The following is a 20,356-nucleotide window of genomic DNA, read 5'->3' as shown; positions in this document are numbered from 1 at the left end:
TTTTCGTTCGTGCTGCTTTTTTAGGCGGCTCGGACGGGAGGGCGCGAGCCCTGCCGGTTTCTCTACAAGGGGTTTTCCGGTCTTCCAACCCGTTCGAGCTGCCGCCATCGTTTGGAAGCGGGGGCGTCGGTTGTGGCAAACCAAAATCCCTTCGGAGGCCGCACATGGCTGAATCTGCATCCGTCCCCGCGCAACCGAGCGCCCGTCCCACTTCCTCGTCATCAGACCTCGACGACCTTGCGGTCCAAGCCTGCGACGACGCCGACAACCTCAACTCCGTAATGCGCGCCTACACCGCCCTAGAAAAGCTCGTAGACACCAGCGCCCTGAACGACAGCGAAGAACTCGCCCCCACCCGCACCGAACTGAGCGCCTTGCTGCGCCTGCTCAACGAAGCGTTGATGACCCGCATCGCCACCGTCAACGCAACAGCCGGCGCCGTACGCGATGCGCTGCAAGCGCAATCCTCGCTCAAGCCGGCCTAGCCCGCAGTGGCCGGCATGAAGCCTCTGCATCACTGCCGGCCTGCAACCCCTACGCCGCCTTCGGTTCGGCAACACCGCCGTCAACGTAGCGGCTGGCGACGTCTGCCTAGCGCTGGAAGGCAGGTTGCCCTCCGTCATTCACCGCGGCTAGAGTCGCCCTCTCAATCAGGAAAAATCCGTCGAATGAGTTACGACATTGCTGCAACTAAGGGGGACACCTTGCGTAAGTCTTTTTCGCTGGTATTGCTTGTCGCACTTTCGGCCTGTAGCAGTGCGCCGCCCATCACGCCCGCACAGAAGGGGCTCGGAAATGATCTGACAAACTGCGCCTTCATCAATACGAGGTACACCATTCTGATGACCGATAGCGGCTCGCAGGTCCCCAACGCTGCCTATACGCTCACGGGATACTTCAGGGCTGCAGCGATTGGGATACTGTCGGAAAGAGGCTTTGACGCTCAACTCAGTTCGGTGCGAGAGGACTACAACCGGAGGTGGCCCGCCTACCAGCCCTCGATGGCTGCTTCTGTGCTTCGCTCAACGCAGGGCGATGCGCTGTTGGCTGAAATTGGTCGATGTACAGAGCTTCAGAGAACCAGAAAGGCTGAGCTTGATGCCTTGGTCAAGAAGTACCTCGATTCCCAAAAGGCCAAATAGAGATCGTCGAGGCGTTTTCAGCGAAGCGCATCGTCAGTACGGTGCGTGTTTGAAAGCGGCCATCTTCGGCCCGAACTGTTTTGCGGCATTCCTGGCAAGCACTGCAACGGGCGCGCGCTGACCGGCGACGCTGCGTATCCCGTTCGCTTTCTTGCTTTCTCTCTTCTTCACGACAAAGCCGATGCCAGCTGCGCCCGTTGCCGTCGAAGGCGTCGGCGGATGGGTGCCGGGGCGTTCGGCTGTTCGGGCGCAGCGACAACGACTGTGTTTTCGCGCTGGTTGAATCGTGGGCGTCGCAGGCGCACCACCAGGCGCACATTGCGGGCGCGGTGGCGTCGGGGGTTGGGATGCGTTGGCGGGGGAGTTGGCGCGGGAGCCTGTCAGCTGCTATTGCAGGGAGCTTTGAGGCGCGGGGTGGCAGGTCGGCAGCTTCAGTCCTTCAACATCGGGATAGAGCTGGATGGCCGCGAAGTCATTGCTCTCGCCAAAGCTGTTCTTTGGTGAGCGGTAGGCCTGGAAGGCCGTCGCCACCGAAAGGTCGGTGCGCAGCAACATGCGCAGCGCTCTCACGGTGCTGGCCGCGCGCAGCCCAGCCAAGGCTTTTGCCTCGCTGGGTATCGTCCCGGAAGCACCGGCTTCCACCGCCCCGCTCGTGTACATGGGGAAAGCTGCGTAGGAACGGGTCAGCCATTCCGAGAGCTTGATGACCTGCGAGCGATCCAGCTCTGCCGAGCCGGGTTCAAAACTCACTTGGGTTTGCACGATGTAGCTGCACGCCTCGGCTTGTCCGACAGCCAGAGTCAGTGACAGCAGGGCGATGAATCTAGCCTTCATAGGGCTCCTCCCAAACGACGTAGCCAGTGATGCTGTCGGCGTTGGTCTTCACGCCTTTGGGGTTGGTTTTTACCGCCGCCAGAGCATCGCTGAGGTGGTTGATGGTGTCGAAGCTGCCAAAGGTGTCGTTGAAATGCGTCACCTCATGCACGAGCGTGGACAGCTGCGAAGCGAAAGTGGCAGACGTCCGGCGCAAACTGCAGAAGTCGATGTGGATGGCGATGGTGTGCGACTGAGTGTCGGGTTTGCAGGCGGCTGCGACGACACCCCGTGGCGGCTCGATGGTGCAGCCTACATGCTTCAGCGCCGTGAGCGAGTAACGCACGAAGTTCTTCCCCTCCAGGCCGCGCAGTACCCGTTCGCAAGCGGAGAGGCCATTGCGCAAGTATTCCCTGATGGACGGGTCATCGGTACCGAACCATTGGGCGACACGGGCTCGGTCGGCGTTGTTCCAGCGTTGAAGCTCGATGAGACGCTTCGTTGCAATGAGTTCGACGGCCCGGTCTCGAATTCTCAGGATCTGGTCGGAGAACTCCTTGTTCGTCATGTTCGGACAGATGTTCTCGGTCTGTTCGGCCTCGGGCGGATGCGTGACGGCATCGTCCACTGCCTGCTTGAACGCAGCCATCTCCAAGCCAGAGGTTGTGGCCGCCGTCGGGGTCAACGCTGCCGCGCTCGACACGACGCCCGTCGCACGCGTGTCCATGTCCTCGAACGTTGCCGATTGCTGCAGCACGGAAAGCAGAGGCTGCGGCACGGGGCAGTGGCAGATCACCACGTCGCCTTCGAGCGCCGCCTCGGTGACGAACTGCGGACGGCGCGGCCCTCCCGCCTTGGCGATGACACCGACGCTGTTGCACCCCTCGCAGTAAGCCCGGCCGCCGATCAACGCCACGCGATGGCCGTACAGATCGAACATCGGACCGTCGTAAGGCAGCACACGTCCGCCGGGCACCGGCGGGTCGCCGACCACAAGAATTCTTCGCATCATCCTGAACCTCCCAGTTGTGTCTGGGAGTTGTAGGAGGATGCGGTCCTCGACACTGTGGCCCAGTGTCAACCGGCTTCCGATTTCGTCACGCTGCCCGCAGGTTTCCGGTCCTTGGGCGGCGAGTACGACCGAAAAATTCCTGGGCGCTTGCGCTCCTTACGCCGCCTTCGTCTCCGGCAACACCGCCGTCAACGCAAAGTCCACCAGCATCAGCCAGGTCTCTTCGAGCCCGGTGATGTTGTGGTGGTCGGAGTTCGACACGGTCTGCACGCTCACGGGCGTGGGCCAGGCGGCGATGAGTTTTTCGGAGCGTTCGTGCGGCACCACGTCGTCCTTCGCGGCGAGCAGCACCTGGGTCTTGGCGGCGACTTCCTTGCTGTGCTCGATGGAGTTGAAGCGGTGCCGCAGCAACAGCGACAGCGGGACGAGCGGAAAGCGCTTCTTGGCGACTTCGAGCAGCGAGTCGTAGGGGGTGATGAGCTGCAGGCTCGCAAACTCCTGCCGCGCCACGAGCTGGATGGCCACGCCGGTGCCCAGGCTGCGGCCCACCACGTGCAGGCGCGCCTGCGGAAAGGCGCGGCGCAGGTGGCTGGCGAACTGGGTGGCGTCGGCCACGGAAGCGATCTCGGACGGCGCGCCCTGCGAGTCGGCCACGCCCCGGTAGTTGAGGGCCGCAAAGCCGAAGCCCTCGGGCAGCCAGTGCAGCATCTGCGCGGTGGCGCGCACGTCTTCGCCGCGGCCGGCGAAGTAGATGAACAGGTCCTGCAGCGCGTCTTCGCCCTGCGGGTGGTAGACGTAGCCGCGCACCATGCCGCCGGGCACGGGGTGCGAGTAGGTCGAAAAATCTTCCGACAGATGCACCACGGGCAGCTTGCGGGCGTTGAAAAGAATGTGGCCCTGGCGCGTGGCGAGCAGGGTCCAGTAGGCGGCCAGGCTGCCAATGGCGGCGGCCGAGGCCGACAGGGCAATGCGGGCAATCTTGGCTTGGGTGTTCTTCTGCAAATCAGGGCTCCCGAGAAAGTGGCGGCGTGGCATCGCAAGGGCAGGGCCCGGCCGATGCGCAACGCGCAAGGGGCGTAGTTTCACCGCGTTCGCGAGGCGGTGCGTTGCGAGGTGTATGGCCGTGGCGCGCGGCGCGCCGGCCGGGGGCTGAAGATAATCCCCGCATGATCGCCATCGACTGCTACTACAGCCTTTCCTCGCCCTGGGCCTACCTCGGCGGCCCGCAACTGCAAGACATCGTGCGCCGCCACCATGTGCAGCTCACGCTCAAGCCCTACGACTTCCAGGCGGTGGTGCCGCAGACTGGCGGCATTCCGCTGAAGACGCGCCCGGAGCCGCGCCGCACGTACCACGCGCTGGAGCTGTCGCGCTGGCGCGATTACCTCGGCATGCCGATGAACCTGGAGCCCGCGCACTACCCGAAGGGCGCGCCGGCCGACCCGAACTGGAACAAGTACCCGGGCTGGATGGTGATTGCCGCCCAGCTGCAGGGCCTGGACGCGCAGCCGCTGTCGCACGCGCTGCTGCGCGCACTGTGGGCCGAGGAGCGCGACACGGCGCAGGCCGCGGTGCGCATCGCCGTCGCTGATGAAAACGGCTACGACGGCGCGGCGCTGCAGGCGCTGGAGCAGTCGGCCGAGGTGCTGGCGGTGTACCGCGCCAACAGCGCCGACGCGGTGGAGGCGGGCGTGTTCGGCGCGCCCACGTTCATCCTGAACGGCGAGCGCTTCTGGGGACAAGACCGGTTGGCGTTTCTCGACCGGGCGCTCGACAAGCTGCGCGCCGGCGGCTGAGCGACAACCTCTCTTTTTCTTCAGAGGAACGAGCGCGGCAGCAGCGCGGGCACGAGCGTGCGGTGCAGCCGCTCGCGCCACCAGCGCAGCGCCTGGCCCTGCGCGCCGGTCTTCCACGCGAGCCAGAAGGCCTCGGGCGCGCGCGGTTCCTCGGTCGGCAATTCGACCAGCGTGCCGCGCGCCAGCTCGTCGGTGATGCAGGCGCGTGGCAGAAAGCCGTGGCCCAGCCCGGCGACCTGGCAGGCGACCTTGGCGGCCATCGACGGCACGGTGATGCGCGGCTGGCCGGCCATGAGGCCCACGGTGCGGTCCGACAGGGTGCGCGCGGTGTCGCCGACCACGATGGCGTTGCAGTCGATGAGGTCGCCGCGCTGCACGGGGCGCTTCAGCCGCGTGAGCGGGTGGGTGGGCGCGACGCAGAAGGCGAACTCGAGGCTGCCCACGGCCACGGCCTGGTGGCCGCCGCCGGCCGGGCCTTCGCCCGCGGCCACCACGATGTCGGCGCGGCCCTCGCGCAGCGCCTCCCAGCTGCCGGTGAGCGCCTCGCAGCCGATGCGCAGCCGCGTGCCGCAGCGCAGGTCTTCGAAGGCGCGGATGTCGTCCATGAAGGCCTGCGTGGGAATGAGCGAGTCGTGCACCAGCCGCAGCTCTGATTCGTAGCCGGTGGCAATCTGCCGCATGCGCGATTCGAGGTCGCTCGCGGCGCCGAGCAGCCAGCGGCCTTCCTTGAGCATTTCTTCGCCGGCGGCGGTGAGGGTCACGCGCGGGCCGTTGCGCTCGAACAGCAGCATGCCGAGTTGTTCTTCGAGCTTGCCCACGGCGTAGGAGATGGTGGAGGGCACCTTGTTCAGCCGCGCGGCGGCGGCGGCAAAGGAGCCGTGGCGCGCGATGGCGTCGACGACCTCGATGGCTTCCAGGGTGAGCTTGAGCACGGAGCGTTCCTCGCAGCAAAAAGGAATGATCGAAAACTTCGATCATTGATGGTGAAAAGTTTCGTCGATGGGGCCCTGCGTGCACCGGATGATTCAGCCCACGCCAAGGAGATTCCCTCCGAAAGCGATTGTGAACCGAATCGAATATCCACGCACCCAACTTTGCCGAAGGAGCCTTTCATGACCGTCCAAGCCACCCCCACCGCCGGCGCCAAGCTGCTCACCCCCACCGACCACACGCTGGTGATGATCGACTTCCAGTCGCAGATGGCCTTTGCCACGCACTCGATCGACGCCGTGAACCTGCGCAACAACGCCGCGCTGGTGGCGCAGGCGGCGGCCGGCTTCAAGGTGTCGACCATCCTCACGACGGTGGCCGAGAAGAGTTTTTCGGGCCCGATGTTCAGCGAGATCACCGACGCCTTCCCCGGCCAGAAGATGCTGGACCGCACCTCGATGAACACCTGGGAAGACGCCGCCGTGATCGAGCGCGTGAACGCCATCGGCAAGCCGCGCATCGTGCTGGCCGGCCTGTGGACCAGCGTGTGCATCGTGGGCCCGGCACTGTCGGCGCTGGACCAGGGCTTCGAGGTGTACGTGATTGCCGACGCCTGCGGCGACGTGTCCACCGAGGCGCACAACCGCGCGATGGAGCGCATGGTGCAGGCCGGCGCGCAGCCGATGACCTCGCTGCAGTACCTGCTCGAGCTGCAGCGCGACTGGGCGCGTGGCGACACCTACGAGTTGACGACCGGTATTGCGAAGAAGGTGGGCGGCGCCTACGGTCTGGGCGTGACGTACGCCAAGACGATGTTCGGCGCCCACGAGGGTTGAGCGCAGCGCACCCGCAAGGCCGACCGACCATGAAGACCTATGTCGTTTCCCTCGCGCTCGGCCTGCTGGTCGGCGTGATCTACGCGCTCTTCCAGGTGCGCTCGCCGGCGCCGCCGGTGATCGCCCTGGTGGGCCTCTTGGGCATCCTGCTCGGCGAGCAGATCCCGCCGCTGGTGCGGCAGGTGTTCGACCGGCCGGCCGCCACCTCGTGGCTGCATGACCAGGTCAAGCCGCACGTGTTCGGCGAGCTGCCGACCTGCGCGCAGCCCGGGGCGGTGAAGACCGCCGCCGCCGGCCGCCCGTCCGAGCGGAGCGACGCATGAACGCCCCCGACCCGCAACGCCGCCACTTCCTGGGCGCCCTCGGCGCCTTTGCAGCCACCTCCCTCGCACCCGCATCCACCATGGCCACCACCCAGACCCCCGACCTCATCCTGCGCAACGGCCGCTTCACCACGCTGGACCGTGCCAACCCCACGGCCGACGCGGTGGCCATCAAGGACGGCCGCTTCACCCGCGTGGGCCGCGCCGAAGACGTGCTGCCGCTGGCCGGCAGCCAGACCCGCGTGATCGACCTGCAAGGCCAGCGCGTGCTGCCGGGCCTCATCGACAACCACCTGCACATCATTCGCGGCGGCCTGAACTACAACATGGAGCTGCGCTGGGACGGCGTGAAGAGCCTGGCCGATGCCATGGGCATGCTCAAGCGCCAGGTGGCGATCACGCCCGCGCCGCAGTGGGTGCGCGTGGTGGGCGGTTTCACCGAGCACCAGTTCGTCGAGAAGCGCCTGCCGACCCTGGCCGAGCTGAACGCGGTGGCGCCCGACACGCCGGTGTTCATCCTGCACCTGTACGACCGCGCGCTGCTCAACGGCGCCGCGCTGCGCGCCGTGGGCTACACCAAGGACACGCCCGCGCCGCCCGGCGGCGAGATCGCGCGCGACAGCGCCGGCAACCCCACCGGCCTGCTGCTGGCCAAGCCGAACGCGGCCATCCTGTACGCCACGCTGGCCAAGGGGCCGAAGCTGCCCTTCGACTACCAGCTCAATTCCACGCGCCACTTCATGCGCGAGCTCAACCGCCTGGGCGTGACGGGCGCCATCGACGCGGGCGGCGGCAACCAGAACTACCCCGACGACTATGAAGTGATCCAGAAGCTGCACGACGACGGGCAGCTCACGATCCGCCTGGCCTACAACCTCTTCACGCAGAAGCCCAAGGCCGAGAAGGACGACTTCCTGAACTGGACCGCGAACTCCAGATTCAAGCAGGGCGACGACTACTTCCGCCACAACGGCGCGGGCGAGATGCTGGTGTTCTCGGCGGCCGACTTCGAGGACTTCCGCCAGCCGCGCCCCGACATGGCGCCCGAGATGGAAGGCGACCTCGAAGGCGTGGTGCGCATCCTGGCGCAGAACCGCTGGCCCTGGCGCATGCACGCGACCTACGACGAAACCATCAGCCGTTCGCTCGACGTGTTCGAGAAGGTCGACAAGGACACGCCGCTGGCCGGTCTGAACTGGTTTTTCGACCATGCCGAGACGATTTCCGAGAAGTCGATGGATCGCATCGCCGCGCTGGGCGGCGGCGTGGCGGTGCAGCACCGCATGGCCTACCAGGGCGAGTATTTCGTCGAGCGCTACGGCCCCGGCGCGGCCGAGGCCACGCCGCCGGTCAAGAAGATGCTCGAGCGCGGCCTGAAGGTGTCGGCCGGCACCGACGCGACGCGCGTGGCTTCGTACAACCCGTGGGTGTCGCTGTCGTGGCTGGTCACGGGCAAGACGGTGGGCGGCATGCAGCTGTACCCGCAGCGCAACTGCCTGGACCGCGAGGCTGCACTGCGCATGTGGACCGAGAACGTCACCTGGTTCTCGAACGAAGAGGGCAAGAAGGGCCGCATCCAGGAAGGCCAGCTGGCCGACCTGGTGGTGCCCGACCGCGACTTCTTCGCCTGCGCCGAATCGGAGATTGCCGACACCACGGCGCTGCTGACGATGGTGGGCGGCAAGGTGGTCTACGGCGCCGGCCCGTTCGCCGCGCACGACGAAGGCGGCCTGCCGCCCGCCATGCCCGACTGGTCGCCCGCGCGCACCTTCGGCGGTTATGCAGGCTGGGCCGACACCGCCGAGGGCGCGCCGCTGCAGAAGGTGATGCGCAACGCCGCGATGTCGTGCGCCTGCGCCAACGACTGCAACGTGCACGGCCACAGCCACGCGACGGCCTGGAGCAGCAAGCTGCCCATTGCCGACCTGAAGAGCTTCTGGGGCGCGCTGGGTTGCGCCTGCTGGGCGGTGTGATGAAGGCCATGCACTGGACCCTGTCGCCCGCCGTGCGCTGGATCGCCTTGCTGCTGCTGTGCGCGGCCTACCTGCAGGGCGGCCTGAACAAGGCGCTGGACTTCAACGCCGCCATCGCCGAGATGAACCACTTCGACCTGTCGCCGGCCGGCCCGCTGGCCGTGGCGGTGATCGTGCTGGAGCTGGGCGCCGCGGCGCTCATCCTCACCGGCTTCTGGCGCTGGCTCGGCGCGCTCGCGCTGGGCGGCTTCACGCTCATGGCGACCTTCGTCGCGCTGCGTTTCTGGGAGATGCCGCTGGGGCAGGAACGCTTCATGGCGGCCAACTCCTTCTTCGAACACCTGGGCCTGGTCGGCGGCTTCCTGCTCGTCGCCTGGCTCGACCTCAGGGAGCGCCACGATGACTGAGCCCCAAGCCAAAGCCGCCGGCGCGTTCGCACCGCTGCGCCAGCCGGTCTTCGCCGTGCTGTGGGCCGCCACGGTGCTGGGCAACATCGGCAGCTTCATGCGCGACGTGGCCAGCTCGTGGCTGGTGACCGACCTGTCCGCCAGCCCGACGGCGGTGGCGCTGATCCAGACGGCGGCCACGCTGCCGATCTTTTTGCTGGCGATTCCGGCGGGGGTGCTGTCGGACATCCTCGACCGCCGGCGCTTCCTGATCTTCGTGCAGGTGCTGCTGGCCGCGGTGAGCGGCACGCTGCTGGTGCTGTCGCACACGGGCACGCTCACGGTCGAGTACCTGATTGCGCTGACTTTCGTGGGTGGCATCGGCGCGGCGCTCATGGGGCCGACCTGGCAGTCGATCGTGCCGGAGCTGGTGCCGCGCAGCGAGCTCAAGGGCGCGGTGGCGCTGAACTCGCTGGGCATCAACATCGCGCGCTCCATCGGGCCGGCGGCGGGCGGGCTGATCCTGGCGAGCTTCGGCGCAGCCGCCACCTACGGGCTGGACGTGCTGAGCTATGTGTTCGTGATCGCGGCGCTGTTGTGGTGGAAGCGCCCGGCGGCGGTGGACAGCGGGCTGTCCGAGAACTTCTTCGGCGCCTTCCGCGCGGGCCTGCGCTACACGCGGGCCAGCAAGGAGCTGCATGTGGTGCTGCTGCGTGCGGCGGTGTTCTTCCTGTTCGCCAGCTCGGTGTGGGCGCTGCTGCCGCTGGTGGCGCGCCAGATGCTGGGCGGCACGGCGAGCTTCTACGGCATCCTGCTGGGCGCCGTGGGCGCGGGCGCCATCGGCGGCGCGCTGGTGATGCCGCGGCTGCGTGCGCGGCTCGATGCCGACGGCATGCTGCTGCTGGCCTCGCTGCTCACGGCCGCGGTGATGGGCGCGCTGGTGTTCGCGCCGCCGCAATGGCTGGCGGTGCCGATGCTGGGCGTGCTCGGGCTGGGCTGGATCATTGCGCTGACCACGCTCAACGGGGTGGCGCAGTCGATCCTGCCGAACTGGGTGCGCGGGCGCGGGCTGGCCGTGTACCTCACGGTGTTCAACGGCGCCATGGCCGCCGGCAGCCTGGGCTGGGGCCTGGTGGCGCAGCAGATCGGCGTGCCGGCCACGCTGGTGGCGGGCGCCGTGGGGCTGGTGGTGATGGGGCTGGTGTTCCACCGCGTGCGGCTGCCCGCCGGCGAGGCCGACCTGCAGGCCTCGAACCACTGGCCCGAGCCGCTGCTGGCCGAGCCGGTGGCGCACGACCGCGGGCCCGTGATGATCCAGGTCGAGTACCGCATCCGCAAGGAAGACCGGCCGGCGTTCCTCGATGCGATGAAGCGCCTGTCGCTCGAGCGCCGCCGCGACGGCGCCTACGCCTGGGGCGTGCACGAGCACACGGCCAACGCCGAGCGCGTGATGGAGTGGTTCCTCGTGGAGTCGTGGGCCGAGCACCTGCGCCAGCACCACCGCGTGTCGCACGCCGACGCCGACCTGCAGGCCGAGGCGCTGCGCTTTCACATCGGCCCGGGCAAGCCCGAGGTGCATCACTTCCTGGCGCTCTGAGCGGCGCGGATTCTTCTTTCTCTTTCCCTTTCACCCTTTCGCCCATCTCAAGGAAAAACCATGACCACACTGACCCTTCGCGACGGCACCGAGCTCTATTACAAGGACTGGGGCAGCGGCCAGCCCATCGTCTTCAGCCACGGCTGGCCGCTGAGCGCCGACATGTGGGACGCCCAGATGCTGTTCTTCGCCGAGCGCGGCTACCGCGTCATCGCGTTCGACCGCCGCGGTTTCGGCCGCTCCAGCCAGCCCTGGACCGGCTACGACTACGACACCTTCGCCGACGACATCGCCGAGCTGATCGAAACGCTCGACCTGAAAAACGTGATCCTGGCGGGCTTCTCGATGGGCGGCGGCGACGTCACGCGCTACATCGCCCGCAAGGGCAGCGCGCGCGTGGCGAAGCTGGCGCTCATCAGTGCGGTGACGCCGCTCTTCATGAAGACGCCCGACCATCCCGTGGGCCCCGAGGCGTCGCTCTTTGCGGGCATCCGCGCCGGGCTGGCCGCCGACCGGGCGCAGTTCATCGACGACTTCAGCACGCTGTTCTACGGCACCAACCGCCCGGGCGCGAAGGTGTCGCAGGGCGTGTTCAAGCAGACGCTGCAGATCGCGCTGCAGGCCTCGATCAAGGCCACCATCGACTGCGTGACGGCGTTCTCGGAGACCGACTTCCGCCCCGACATGGCGAAGATCGACGTGCCTACGCTGGTGATCCACGGCGACGACGACCAGGTCGTTCCCTTCGAGGCCACGGGCAAGCTGGCGGCCGAAATGATCCAGGGCAGCCAGCTCAAGCTGTACGCCGGCGCGCCGCACGCCACCTGCACCACGCACGCGGCGCAGGTGAACGCCGACCTGCTGGCGTTCATCCAGGGCTGAGGCCGGGTGTGTCGAAAGGGCCGCGTCCGGCGGCCCTTCCGGCGCGAAGGGCGGCGCCGGTGGCGATAATCCGGCGATGCGAATCCGCTTTACCAAGATGCAGGGAGCCGGCAACGATTTCGTCGTGCTGGACGAAACGCGCGGCACGCTGGGCCTCAGCGCCGCGCAGTACCGCTTCCTGGCCGACCGCCATTTCGGCGTCGGCGCCGACCAGATCCTCACGGTGCGCCCGTCGCCCGCCGCAGGCATCGACTTCCAGTACGTGATCCACAACGCCGACGGCGGCGAGGTGGAGCAGTGCGGCAACGGGGCGCGCTGCTTCATGCGCTTCGTGAGCGAGCACGGCCTGACCGAGAAGAAAGACGTGCGCGTGCAGACGCTGGCCGGCGTGATCGAACCCCGCATGGGCGACGACGGCCGCGTGACGGTCGACATGGGCGCCCCGGTCTTCGAGCCGGCGCGCGTGCCCTTCGACACCGCCGGGCTCGACCCGCAGCACGAAGGCGCGTGGCAGACCTGGCACCTGGCGCTGGGCACCCGGGCCGGCAGCGCTATCGTTTCGGTAGCGGTGCTGTCCATGGGCAACCCGCACGCGGTGCAGGTGGTCGACAACGTCGACACCGCGCCGGTGGCCGAGCAGGGCCCGCAGATCGAGCACCACCCGCGTTTTCCGCAGCGCGTGAACGCGGGCTTCATGCAGGTGGTCGACCGCACGAACATCAAGCTGCGGGTGTTCGAGCGCGGCGCCGGCGAAACGCTGGCCTGCGGCACGGGCGCCTGCGCGGCGGTGGTGGCGGGCATCCGCCTGGGGCTGCTGGACACCCGCGTCGACGTGCAGACGCACGGCGGCATTCTCACGATCGAGTGGCAGGGCGACGGCCGGCCGGTGCTCATGACAGGACCGGCCACGACGGTGTTCGAGGGCGAGATCGACGTGCCCGACATTTCGGAACAGCCATGACCCCATTCACCCACGACAACAACGCCATGAACCCGATCACCGAAGACGACATCGCGAACTACCTGTCGAACACCCCCGACTTCTTCGAGCGCCACGCCCAGCTGCTGGCGCAGGTGCAGCTCACCAGCCCGCACGGCAACCGCGCCGTGAGCCTGCAGGAGCGCCAGGCCGAGATGCTGCGCGAGAAGATCAAGGCGCTGGAGCACCGCCTGATGGACATGGTGCGCCACGGCACCGAAAACGTGGTCATCGCCGACCGCCTGCAGCGCTGGACCAAGGGCCTGCTGACCACGCGCGACCCGCGCAGCCTGCCGTACCGCATCGCGGTCGACCTGCAGTCGCTGTTCCTGGTGCCGCAAACGGCCATCAAGGTGTGGGACTGCGGCACCGAGTACCTGAACGAAGCCTATGCCCAGTGGGTGAGCGACGACGTGAAGGCGCTGGCCACCTCGCTCACCTCGCCGTACTGCGGGCTCAACGCGGGCTTCGAGGCGGCCAACTGGCTGCCCGAGCCGCAGGGTGCCGCGTCGATCGCGCTGATTCCGCTGCGCCCCGACGCCGAGTCGCCGGCCTTCGGCCTGCTGGTGCTGGCCTCGCCGGACGCGCAGCGCTTCAACGCCGAAATGGGCACGGACTTTCTCGAGCGCATCGCCGAGCTGTCGTCGGGCGCGCTGTCGCGGCTGCGCCCTTGAGCCGTTCCGCGCGAAGCGGGTGGCGCCGCCGGCCCTGGCTGACCGGCCTGTGCGTGGTCTTGCTGGCCGGCGTGCTGACGTATGCCGCCATCGCGGGCGTGATCTGGCAGCGTGCCGAGGCCGCACTGGCCGGCCCGATGCCGCGGGCGGCCGACGTGGCGCTGGTGCTGGGCAACCGCGCCTACCTCGACGGCAAGCCGAACCCCTGCCTCACGGGCCGCGTCGACCAGGGCATCGTGCTGGCGCGCGCCGGTCGCGCGCAGACGCTGGTGTTCTCGGGCGGTGTCGACGTGGAAGACGGCCGCATCGAGGCCGAGGTGATGCGCGACCACGCCACGGCCGAGGGCTACACGGGGCCGATGGTGCTGGAATCGGTGTCTTCGTCCACGCGCGCCAACCTGTCGCTGTCGCGCACGCTGCTCGAAGCGAACGGCGTGCGCAGCGTGATCATCGTGTCGGAGCCGTATCACCTGTGGCGCATCGAACGCCTGGTGCGTGCCAGCGGCTTCGACCAGGCCTTCGACGTGCAGTACGCCGCCGCGCCCACCTCGTGCTGGCGCCGCTGGGGCATGCTGTTCAAGGGCGCATTGCGTGAGCCCGCCGCCATCGTGAACAATGCATCGCTCGGTTATCTGTTCTAGCTAGCGCGGGCGCCGCGTGGCGCACGGAGCACGACCACACCATGGAATGGATCGACAAATACCTCGAACACGTGCGCGTGGAGCGCCGGCTCGCGCCGCGCACGGTCGAGCTGTATGCCTTCCACCTGCGCGCGTTGACCGACCATGCCGCCGAGGCCAACCTGCCGCTGGACCGCGTGCAGACCGCCCACATCCGCCGCTGGATGGCACAGCTGCACAGCGCCGGGCGCGAGCCGCGCGGCATTGCGCTGGTGCTGTCGTGCTGGCGCAGCTTCTACCGCTGGCTCGGCCATGAAGGGCTGATCGGCTTCAACCCGGTGCAGGACGTGCACGCGCCCAAGGCGGGCCGGCCGCTGCCGAAGGCGCTGGGCGTGGACGACGCGGTGCGCCTGGCCGAGCTGTACGACCCCGAGGCCGATCCCTGGACCGAAGCGCGCGACGGCGCCATCGTCGAAATGCTGTACGGCTGCGGCCTGCGCGTGAGCGAGCTCACGGGGCTCGACGCCCAGGCCAGCGCCACGGCGCTCGGCTGGGTCGACCTCGACGCCATGGAAGCCCACGTGCTCGGCAAGGGCAGCAAGCGGCGCAGCGTGCCCGTGGGCAGCAAGGCGGCCGAGGCGCTGCGCGACTGGCTCGCGGTGCGCGGCGAGCGCCAGGAGCCGGCGCTGTTCGTCAGCGCGCGCGGCGCGCGCATGTCGTCGCAGGCGGTGTGGAAGCTGCTGCGCGAGCGCAGCCTGAAGGCGGGCCTGGCCGCGCCGGTGCATCCGCACATGCTGCGCCACTCGTTCGCGAGCCACGTGCTGCAGTCGAGCAGCGACCTGCGCGCGGTGCAGGAGCTGCTGGGCCATGCCAACATCGCGACCACGCAGGTCTACACGCGGCTGGACTTCCAGCACCTGGCCAAAGTCTACGACGCGGCGCATCCGCGCGCCAAGGCCCGGCCGGACAAGGACGGCAAGTAGCCACGGCCCGTCGCCTGCATCGTTTTCTTTCGTTTTTCATTTCTTCTTTCATTCATCTCCCATGAAAACCCTCCGCCTCAAGCCGGGCAAGGAGCGCTCGCTCCAACGCCGCCATCCCTGGGTCTTCGAATCCGCCATTGCGCGCGGCGGCGCGGACTCGGGGGAAACGGTGCGCGTGGAGTCGCACGACGGCCACTTTCTCGCGTGGGCGGCCTTCGGCCCCACCTCCAAGATCCGGGCGCGGGCCTGGAGCTTTGACGAGAAGCAGCGCATCGACGCTGCTTTTTTTTCCACGGTCTGTGCGCGCGCGGTGCATGCGCGCGGCCTGTTCGACCTGCAGAGCGACGGCGTGCGGCTGGTGCACGGCGAGGCCGACGGCCTGCCGGGGCTGATCGTCGACCGCTATGGCGACACGCTGGTGGCGCAGTTTTTGTCGGCCGGCGTGGAGCGCTGGAAAGACGTGCTGGCCGATGCGCTGCTCAAGGCCACGGGGCTCACCAAACTGTATGAACGCTCCGACGCCAGCGGCCGCGAGCGCGAGGGTCTGAAGCCCGTCACGGGCTGGCTGCGCGGCGAGGGCCCCACCCAGATCACCATCCGCGAGCACGGCTGGCAGCTGTCGCTGGACATCGCGACCGGCCACAAGACCGGCTTCTACCTCGACCAGCGCGACAGCCGCCAGCGCTTTGCCGAGCTGGCGCAGCACCGGCGCTTCCGGCGCGTGCTCAACTGCTTTTGCTACACGGGCGGCTTCACCGTCGCGGCGCTCGCGGGCCTGAAGGCGGCCGGGGCGCTCGAGGGGGCTTCGCTGGTGTCGGTCGATTCGTCGCAGCCCGCGCTCGAGCGGGCGCGCGCGCACCTGGCGCTCAACGGCTTCGAAGGGCAGGGCATTGCCGCGGAGTTTCTCGACGCCAACGTGAACACGGTGCTGCGCGAGTTCATCGACCAGGGCCGCACCTTCGACGCCATCGTGCTCGACCCGCCGAAATTCGCGCCCACGGTGGCGCACGCCGAGCGCGCCGCGCGTGCCTACAAGGACATCAACCGCCTGGCGCTCAAGCTGCTGGAGCCGGGCGGCGTGCTGCTCACCTTTTCCTGCTCGGGCGGTATCAGCGCCGACCTGTTCCACAAGATCGTGGCCTCGGCCGGGCTCGATGCCGGCGTGGACGGCTACATCGCCGAGCGCCTGGGCGCCTCGCCCGACCACCCGATGACCATCGAATTCCCGGAAGGGGAGTACCTGAAGGGGCTGGTCGTGGTGAGAAAGCCCCTGTGAACGAGGGCTTGACCCCGTCGGCAACGCAACTCAGTGGCATTGGCTAAACTGCCCGCCAATCCCCCGCCTTTTTCTGTTTTCCGTTTCCGGAGCACTTTTCCATGGCCCTCATTCCCGCGACCATCCTGACCGGCTTTCTCGGCTCGGGCAAAACCACGCTGCTCAAGCGCATCCTGACCGAGGCCCATGGCCAGAAGATCGCGGTCATCGAGAACGAGTTCGGCGAGGAGAACATCGACAGCGACATCCTCGTGACCGAGTCGAAGGAGCAGATCGTGCAGATGAGCAACGGCTGCGTCTGCTGCACCATCCGCGAAGACCTGCGCGAGGCGCTGCAGCTGCTGGCCGCCAAGAAGCGCCAGGGCCTGCTCGACTTCGACCGCGTGGTGATCGAGACCACCGGCCTGGCCGACCCCGGACCCGTGGCGCAGACCTTCTTCATGGACGACGAGATCGCCGAGAGCTACCTGCTCGACTCGATCCTCACGCTGGTCGACGCCAAGCACGCGCCCCAGCAGCTGAACGACCGCCAGGAAGCGCGCCGCCAGGTGGGCTTTGCCGACCAGATCTTCATCAGCAAGAGCGAGCTGGTGTCGGCCGAAGAGACCGACGCGCTCATCCATCGCCTGAAGCACATGAACCCGCGCGCGCCGCAGCAGAAGGCGCACTTCGGCGACGTGCCGCTGAAGGACATCTTCGACCTGCGCGGCTTCAACCTGAACGCCAAGCTGGACATCGACCCCGACTTCCTGAAGGAAGACGACCACGACCATCACGACCATGACCACGCGCATGGCGAGGCGTGCGACCACCCCTCGCACAAGCACGAGGGCCACGGTCACCATCACCACACCGACGACGACGTGAAGAGCTTCGTCTACAAGGCCGACCGGCCTTTCGACCCGGCCAAGCTCGAAGACTTCCTGGGCGCCATCGTGAACATCTACGGCCCGCGCATGCTGCGCTACAAGGGCGTGCTGAACATGAAGGGCACCGAGCGCAAGGTGATCTTCCAGGGCGTGCACCAGCTGATGGGCAGCGACCTGGGCCCGGAGTGGGGCAAGGACGAAAACCGCCAGAGCCGCATGGTGTTCATCGGCATCGAGCTGCCGCGCGAGATCCTGGAGCAGGGGCTGGAGCAGTGCCTGGTCTGAGCACGCCCGCTTGAAATGAAAAAACGGCGCTGACCGCGAGGTCAGCGCCGTTTTTCATGGGGCAGGCAACGGCTACTTGCCGAAATTCCCCATCGGCTTGCCCAGGAGCTTGAGCTGGCCTTCGCTGAACTCGACCTGGCTGACCACGTCGTCGCCTGCGCGCTTCACGTAGCCGTTCTGCTCGGCCTGTTCAATCAGGCCCGCGACCATTTCAGGCGGTGGCATCTGGCCGCTCTCGGCGCCGGTTTCGGCCAGCTTCTCGATCCACTTCACGGGCACGCGCGCGTTGGCCTTGAGCACGCCGCGCTGGAGCACCAGCGCGTTGCCGGGCAGCTTCAGGTCTTCGTCGGTCACGCCGGCGAGGGCCACCGAGTAGCTGAGCTCGGCGCTCTGGCCGCCGATTTCGATCAGCATGCGGTCCAGGCCTGCTTCGGGGCTGTGCTTGGCCATGGCCTTGAGGTCGGGCGCGAGCTGCTTGATCAGCGCCTGCATCGCGTCCTTCTGGCCCTTGCTGCGCTGGCCGCAACCGGCACCGTCGGTCGACTGCAGCCAGGCGTCGGCCAGCTTCTTGTAGCCGGCCGCCTGGATGCGGCGCGCGCTGCTGGCGATCTCGAACTTGTCGATGGCGGTCTCGTTGACCTTGCCCTTGCCCTTGAAGGCACCTTCGGAGGCGTACAGGCCGTCCTTGATGGTGGCTGCGCCGGTCAGGTCGATGCTTTGCAGCAGCACCTTGATCGCCTTGGCAGGGGTGGAGCCCTCGCCGCCGGGGACCAGGCCCTTGGGCGCGTTCAGCTCGAAGCTGTCGAGCCGGCCTTCGGACTTGCCGGTGGCCAGGAGCCAGCCGGCGCTGCCGTCCATGTCGGCCTTGGCGGTGAACTTGCCCATCTTCACCTGCACGCCCTTGGAGGCGGTGTTGACGTCCAGGCCGGGCATCGTCATGTCGTAGCGCAGGTGGGTGCGGGCCGCGTTCATGTCCAGGCGGGCCTGTGCGCCTTGCCAGGCGAACTCGCCCTTGCCTTCTTCGGCCAGCTTCGCGGGCGCGACCGTGAGGTCGCTGGTGAAGCCGCCGCCGAAGCCGACCTTGGTGTGCGCGGTCAGCGGCTTGGCCTTGCCGAACAGCTTTTCGGCCTCGGCCTGCGCCTTGGCGTCGAGCACCAGCTCGCTGTCGATGACGGCCGCGGCCAGCGTGGCGCCGGCGATCGGGCCGTGGCGGATGGTGTCGCGGAAGGTGATGCGCACGGGCTTGGGCGGGGTGGCCACGGCGTCGCTGTCGTCTTCGCTCGGCTCTTCTTCCTCGCCTTCGGTCGTGGCCTGGGCGACGTCGGCCGTGGCTGCGGCCGGCGCGGCGGCGGGTGCCGATGCGGCAGGGGCGGTGGCGGCGTTGGCCGGGCAGCCCAGCTCGAGCGTCACCGTGCTCACGGCGCCGAAGAAGTTGCGCTCGTAGCTGCGCTCGATCACGCGCACCAGCGCGGTCTGCTTCGGCAGTTCGCCGAGCGCGACGTCGTAGCTCGATTTGATTTGCGTGCCGGCCCACCAGGTGCTGCCGCCGTAGGCGACGGCGATGGCCGCGGCCAGGACTCCCAATACTGCTTTTTTGCTCAAGATTTCTTTCCGATCAGTTGTATTTGAATGGCGGGTGCGGCGCCTCCCGGCGCGCACACCGTGCCTGCGCCGCCTCCTCCGGTGGCGCCGCGCGATGCTACCGGAGCAGGGCAGTGCGGTACCCCATGGCGCTGCGTTTCGAGTTCTCTATACAATCGCGCGCCTGTTCCGGGAGCCATGCTTCGTCCACAGGGGCGAGATATGACTTACGGCACGGGGCGCCAAGGGTTTTTGGCGGGCTTTCGGGGGTATAACCCCGGGGTTCGCCCACCTGCGGACGCCCCCCGACACGTGGAGCCCGCGCGGCCTGACACCCGCAACGACTCCCTTGGGAGGAGACACCCAGTGAAAGCGCGTTCCAGTTCGTACAAGGAGCCAGTCACCGTGAAGAAACCCGCCGTCAAGGCCACGCCAGCCACCAAGCCCGCCGCAAAGAAGGCGCCGGCTGCGAAGGCTGTACCCGCGGCGAAGAAGGTTTCCGCCACCGCTGCTGCTGCACCTGCCGCGAAAGAGAAAAGCGCTGCCAAGAAGCCTGCGGCAACCCCGGCCAAGACCGGGACCGCGGCTGCCAAGAAGTCCGCCAAGCCCGCAACCAAGTCCGCGGGCGCGGCGCCTACGTCATCCCAACCGGTCGGCCGTCCTGCGGCCACCCTTTCTGCTCCCCCGACCCCCATGAAAAAAACGGCTGCCGCCTCTTCTTCCGCCCCGGCGACACCCTCGATCCCCGCTACGCCCGCTCCCGCCGCGCGTGGTGGCCGCGTGTCCCGGCTGTCGCAACTCACCGTGCCCTCGATGCCGCAATCCGTGGCCTCGACCGCCGCCAAATCCAGCTTCTCGCAGGCACCTTCCACCGCGCTGGTGCCGCCGCCGCCCCTGGCCGTCAAGAAGGACCCGAAGCTGGCCAACAACTGGAAGACCAAGACGCCCGCCGAGATGAGCGACGCCGAGGTCATCGCGATGCCCGACGACGAGTACATGAACGACAAGCAGATGGCGTTCTTCCGTCTGAAGCTCGAAGAACTCAAGCGCGGCATCCTCGAGAACGCCGGTGAAACCACCGAGCACCTGCGCGAAGACACCGTGGTCGTGCCCGACCCGGCCGACCGCGCCACCATCGAGGAAGAGCACGCGCTCGAACTGCGCACGCGCGACCGCGAACGCAAGCTGCTCAAGAAGATCGAGCAGTCGATCCAGCGCATCGACGCCGGCGACTACGGCTACTGCGACGAGACCGGCGAGCCCATCGGCGTCGGCCGCCTGCTGGCCCGCCCGACCGCCACGCTCTCGCTCGAAGCGCAGCAGCGCCGCGAGCTGAAGCAGAAAATGTTCGGGGATTGACGGCAGCAAGGTAGAGCGAAATTCGCGCTTTCGATAACCT

At 67.8% G+C, this 20,356-nt stretch carries 21 protein-coding genes; 16 read left to right on the top strand and 5 right to left on the bottom strand.

Going from position 1 to position 20,356, the window contains the following annotated elements; translation table 11 throughout:
* Positions 1 to 164 precede the first annotated feature (164 nt).
* The gene (locus tag AC07Q9_RS27610) at positions 165 to 485 is read left to right on the top strand and encodes a hypothetical protein (RefSeq protein ID WP_495312488.1); all 321 of its coding nucleotides are present in this window, start codon (positions 165 to 167) and stop codon (positions 483 to 485) included.
* A 183-nt stretch (positions 486 to 668) separates the two neighbouring features.
* Complete coding sequence (locus AC07Q9_RS27605; RefSeq protein ID WP_495312487.1) at positions 669 to 1,142, top strand: hypothetical protein; 474 nt, start codon at positions 669 to 671, stop codon at positions 1,140 to 1,142.
* A gap of 387 nt (positions 1,143 to 1,529) precedes the next feature.
* Here the strand turns inward: AC07Q9_RS27605 and AC07Q9_RS27600 are convergent, their stop codons facing one another.
* From AC07Q9_RS27600 to AC07Q9_RS27590, 3 genes are all read right to left on the bottom strand, one after another.
* Positions 1,530 to 1,976: a hypothetical protein gene (locus AC07Q9_RS27600; RefSeq protein ID WP_495312486.1), complete on the bottom strand. Its 447-nt coding sequence runs from the start codon at positions 1,974 to 1,976 to the stop codon at positions 1,530 to 1,532.
* A complete protein-coding gene (locus AC07Q9_RS27595; RefSeq protein ID WP_495312485.1) occupies positions 1,966 to 2,967 on the bottom strand; it encodes a M35 family metalloendopeptidase in 1,002 nt (333 codons plus the stop codon). Before AC07Q9_RS27595 ends, AC07Q9_RS27600 begins: the two co-directional genes overlap by 11 nt.
* A 156-nt stretch (positions 2,968 to 3,123) precedes the next feature.
* The gene (locus AC07Q9_RS27590; RefSeq protein ID WP_495312484.1) at positions 3,124 to 3,969 is read right to left on the bottom strand and encodes an alpha/beta hydrolase; all 846 of its coding nucleotides are present in this window, start codon (positions 3,967 to 3,969) and stop codon (positions 3,124 to 3,126) included.
* A gap of 164 nt (positions 3,970 to 4,133) precedes the next feature.
* Here AC07Q9_RS27590 and AC07Q9_RS27585 point away from each other — a divergent pair, with 164 nt between their 5' ends.
* The gene (locus AC07Q9_RS27585) at positions 4,134 to 4,763 is read left to right on the top strand and encodes a 2-hydroxychromene-2-carboxylate isomerase (RefSeq protein ID WP_495312483.1); all 630 of its coding nucleotides are present in this window, start codon (positions 4,134 to 4,136) and stop codon (positions 4,761 to 4,763) included.
* 20 nt (positions 4,764 to 4,783) lie between these two features.
* On the opposite strand, the gene AC07Q9_RS27580 is transcribed toward AC07Q9_RS27585, so the two are convergent.
* The gene (locus AC07Q9_RS27580) at positions 4,784 to 5,695 is read right to left on the bottom strand and encodes a LysR family transcriptional regulator (protein ID WP_062474265.1); all 912 of its coding nucleotides are present in this window, start codon (positions 5,693 to 5,695) and stop codon (positions 4,784 to 4,786) included.
* 180 nt (positions 5,696 to 5,875) lie between these two features.
* Between AC07Q9_RS27580 and AC07Q9_RS27575 the strand changes: the two genes are divergently transcribed.
* The 12 genes from AC07Q9_RS27575 (at position 5,876) to AC07Q9_RS27520 (ending at position 17,376) form a co-directional block, all read left to right on the top strand.
* A complete protein-coding gene (locus AC07Q9_RS27575) occupies positions 5,876 to 6,529 on the top strand; it encodes a hydrolase (protein WP_062474264.1) in 654 nt (217 codons plus the stop codon).
* Positions 6,530 to 6,558: 29 nt separating this feature from the next.
* The gene (locus AC07Q9_RS27570) at positions 6,559 to 6,852 is read left to right on the top strand and encodes a DUF1427 family protein (protein ID WP_354345749.1); all 294 of its coding nucleotides are present in this window, start codon (positions 6,559 to 6,561) and stop codon (positions 6,850 to 6,852) included.
* An 80-nt stretch (positions 6,853 to 6,932) separates the two neighbouring features.
* Positions 6,933 to 8,825, top strand: a complete 1,893-nt coding sequence (locus tag AC07Q9_RS27565) for an amidohydrolase (RefSeq protein WP_495312513.1) — start codon at positions 6,933 to 6,935, stop codon at positions 8,823 to 8,825.
* An 8-nt stretch (positions 8,826 to 8,833) separates the two neighbouring features.
* Positions 8,834 to 9,232: a DoxX family protein gene (locus tag AC07Q9_RS27560; protein ID WP_495312482.1), complete on the top strand. Its 399-nt coding sequence runs from the start codon at positions 8,834 to 8,836 to the stop codon at positions 9,230 to 9,232.
* Positions 9,225 to 10,808 (top strand): MFS transporter, encoded by a 1,584-nt coding sequence (locus AC07Q9_RS27555; RefSeq protein WP_495312481.1) that lies wholly within the window; start codon positions 9,225 to 9,227, stop codon positions 10,806 to 10,808. The genes AC07Q9_RS27560 and AC07Q9_RS27555 overlap by 8 nt, the downstream gene beginning before the upstream one ends.
* A gap of 60 nt (positions 10,809 to 10,868) precedes the next feature.
* Positions 10,869 to 11,690 (top strand): alpha/beta fold hydrolase, encoded by an 822-nt coding sequence (locus AC07Q9_RS27550; protein WP_095948164.1) that lies wholly within the window; start codon positions 10,869 to 10,871, stop codon positions 11,688 to 11,690.
* 76 nt (positions 11,691 to 11,766) lie between these two features.
* Positions 11,767 to 12,651: a diaminopimelate epimerase gene (gene dapF, locus AC07Q9_RS27545; protein WP_495312480.1), complete on the top strand. Its 885-nt coding sequence runs from the start codon at positions 11,767 to 11,769 to the stop codon at positions 12,649 to 12,651.
* Positions 12,648 to 13,343 (top strand): DUF484 family protein, encoded by a 696-nt coding sequence (locus AC07Q9_RS27540; protein WP_095948166.1) that lies wholly within the window; start codon positions 12,648 to 12,650, stop codon positions 13,341 to 13,343. The genes dapF and AC07Q9_RS27540 overlap by 4 nt, the downstream gene beginning before the upstream one ends.
* Positions 13,340 to 13,984, top strand: a complete 645-nt coding sequence (locus AC07Q9_RS27535; RefSeq protein WP_495312479.1) for a YdcF family protein — start codon at positions 13,340 to 13,342, stop codon at positions 13,982 to 13,984. The genes AC07Q9_RS27540 and AC07Q9_RS27535 overlap by 4 nt, the downstream gene beginning before the upstream one ends.
* 41 nt (positions 13,985 to 14,025) lie before the next feature.
* Positions 14,026 to 14,946 carry a tyrosine recombinase XerC gene (locus AC07Q9_RS27530; protein ID WP_070060138.1) on the top strand — a complete coding sequence of 307 codons (921 nt, stop codon included), beginning with the start codon at positions 14,026 to 14,028 and terminating at the stop codon, positions 14,944 to 14,946.
* Between the two features lie 61 nt (positions 14,947 to 15,007).
* A complete protein-coding gene (locus AC07Q9_RS27525) occupies positions 15,008 to 16,222 on the top strand; it encodes a class I SAM-dependent rRNA methyltransferase (RefSeq protein ID WP_495312478.1) in 1,215 nt (404 codons plus the stop codon).
* A 101-nt stretch (positions 16,223 to 16,323) separates the two neighbouring features.
* Positions 16,324 to 17,376 carry a CobW family GTP-binding protein gene (locus tag AC07Q9_RS27520; protein WP_070060136.1) on the top strand — a complete coding sequence of 351 codons (1,053 nt, stop codon included), beginning with the start codon at positions 16,324 to 16,326 and terminating at the stop codon, positions 17,374 to 17,376.
* 72 nt (positions 17,377 to 17,448) lie between these two features.
* Here the strand turns inward: AC07Q9_RS27520 and AC07Q9_RS27515 are convergent, their stop codons facing one another.
* Positions 17,449 to 18,978, bottom strand: a complete 1,530-nt coding sequence (locus tag AC07Q9_RS27515; RefSeq protein WP_495312477.1) for a YdgA family protein — start codon at positions 18,976 to 18,978, stop codon at positions 17,449 to 17,451.
* A 672-nt stretch (positions 18,979 to 19,650) separates the two neighbouring features.
* Between AC07Q9_RS27515 and dksA the strand changes: the two genes are divergently transcribed.
* A complete protein-coding gene (dksA, locus tag AC07Q9_RS27510) occupies positions 19,651 to 20,316 on the top strand; it encodes an RNA polymerase-binding protein DksA (protein ID WP_489059348.1) in 666 nt (221 codons plus the stop codon).
* The last annotated feature ends 40 nt before the right edge of the window (positions 20,317 to 20,356 follow it).

The sequence above is a fragment of the Variovorax sp. GW821-FHT09A10 genome, from assembly GCF_059418385.1.
The sequence above is the reverse complement of the archived record's forward strand: the minus strand, read 5'-3'. Positions and strand labels throughout refer to the sequence as shown.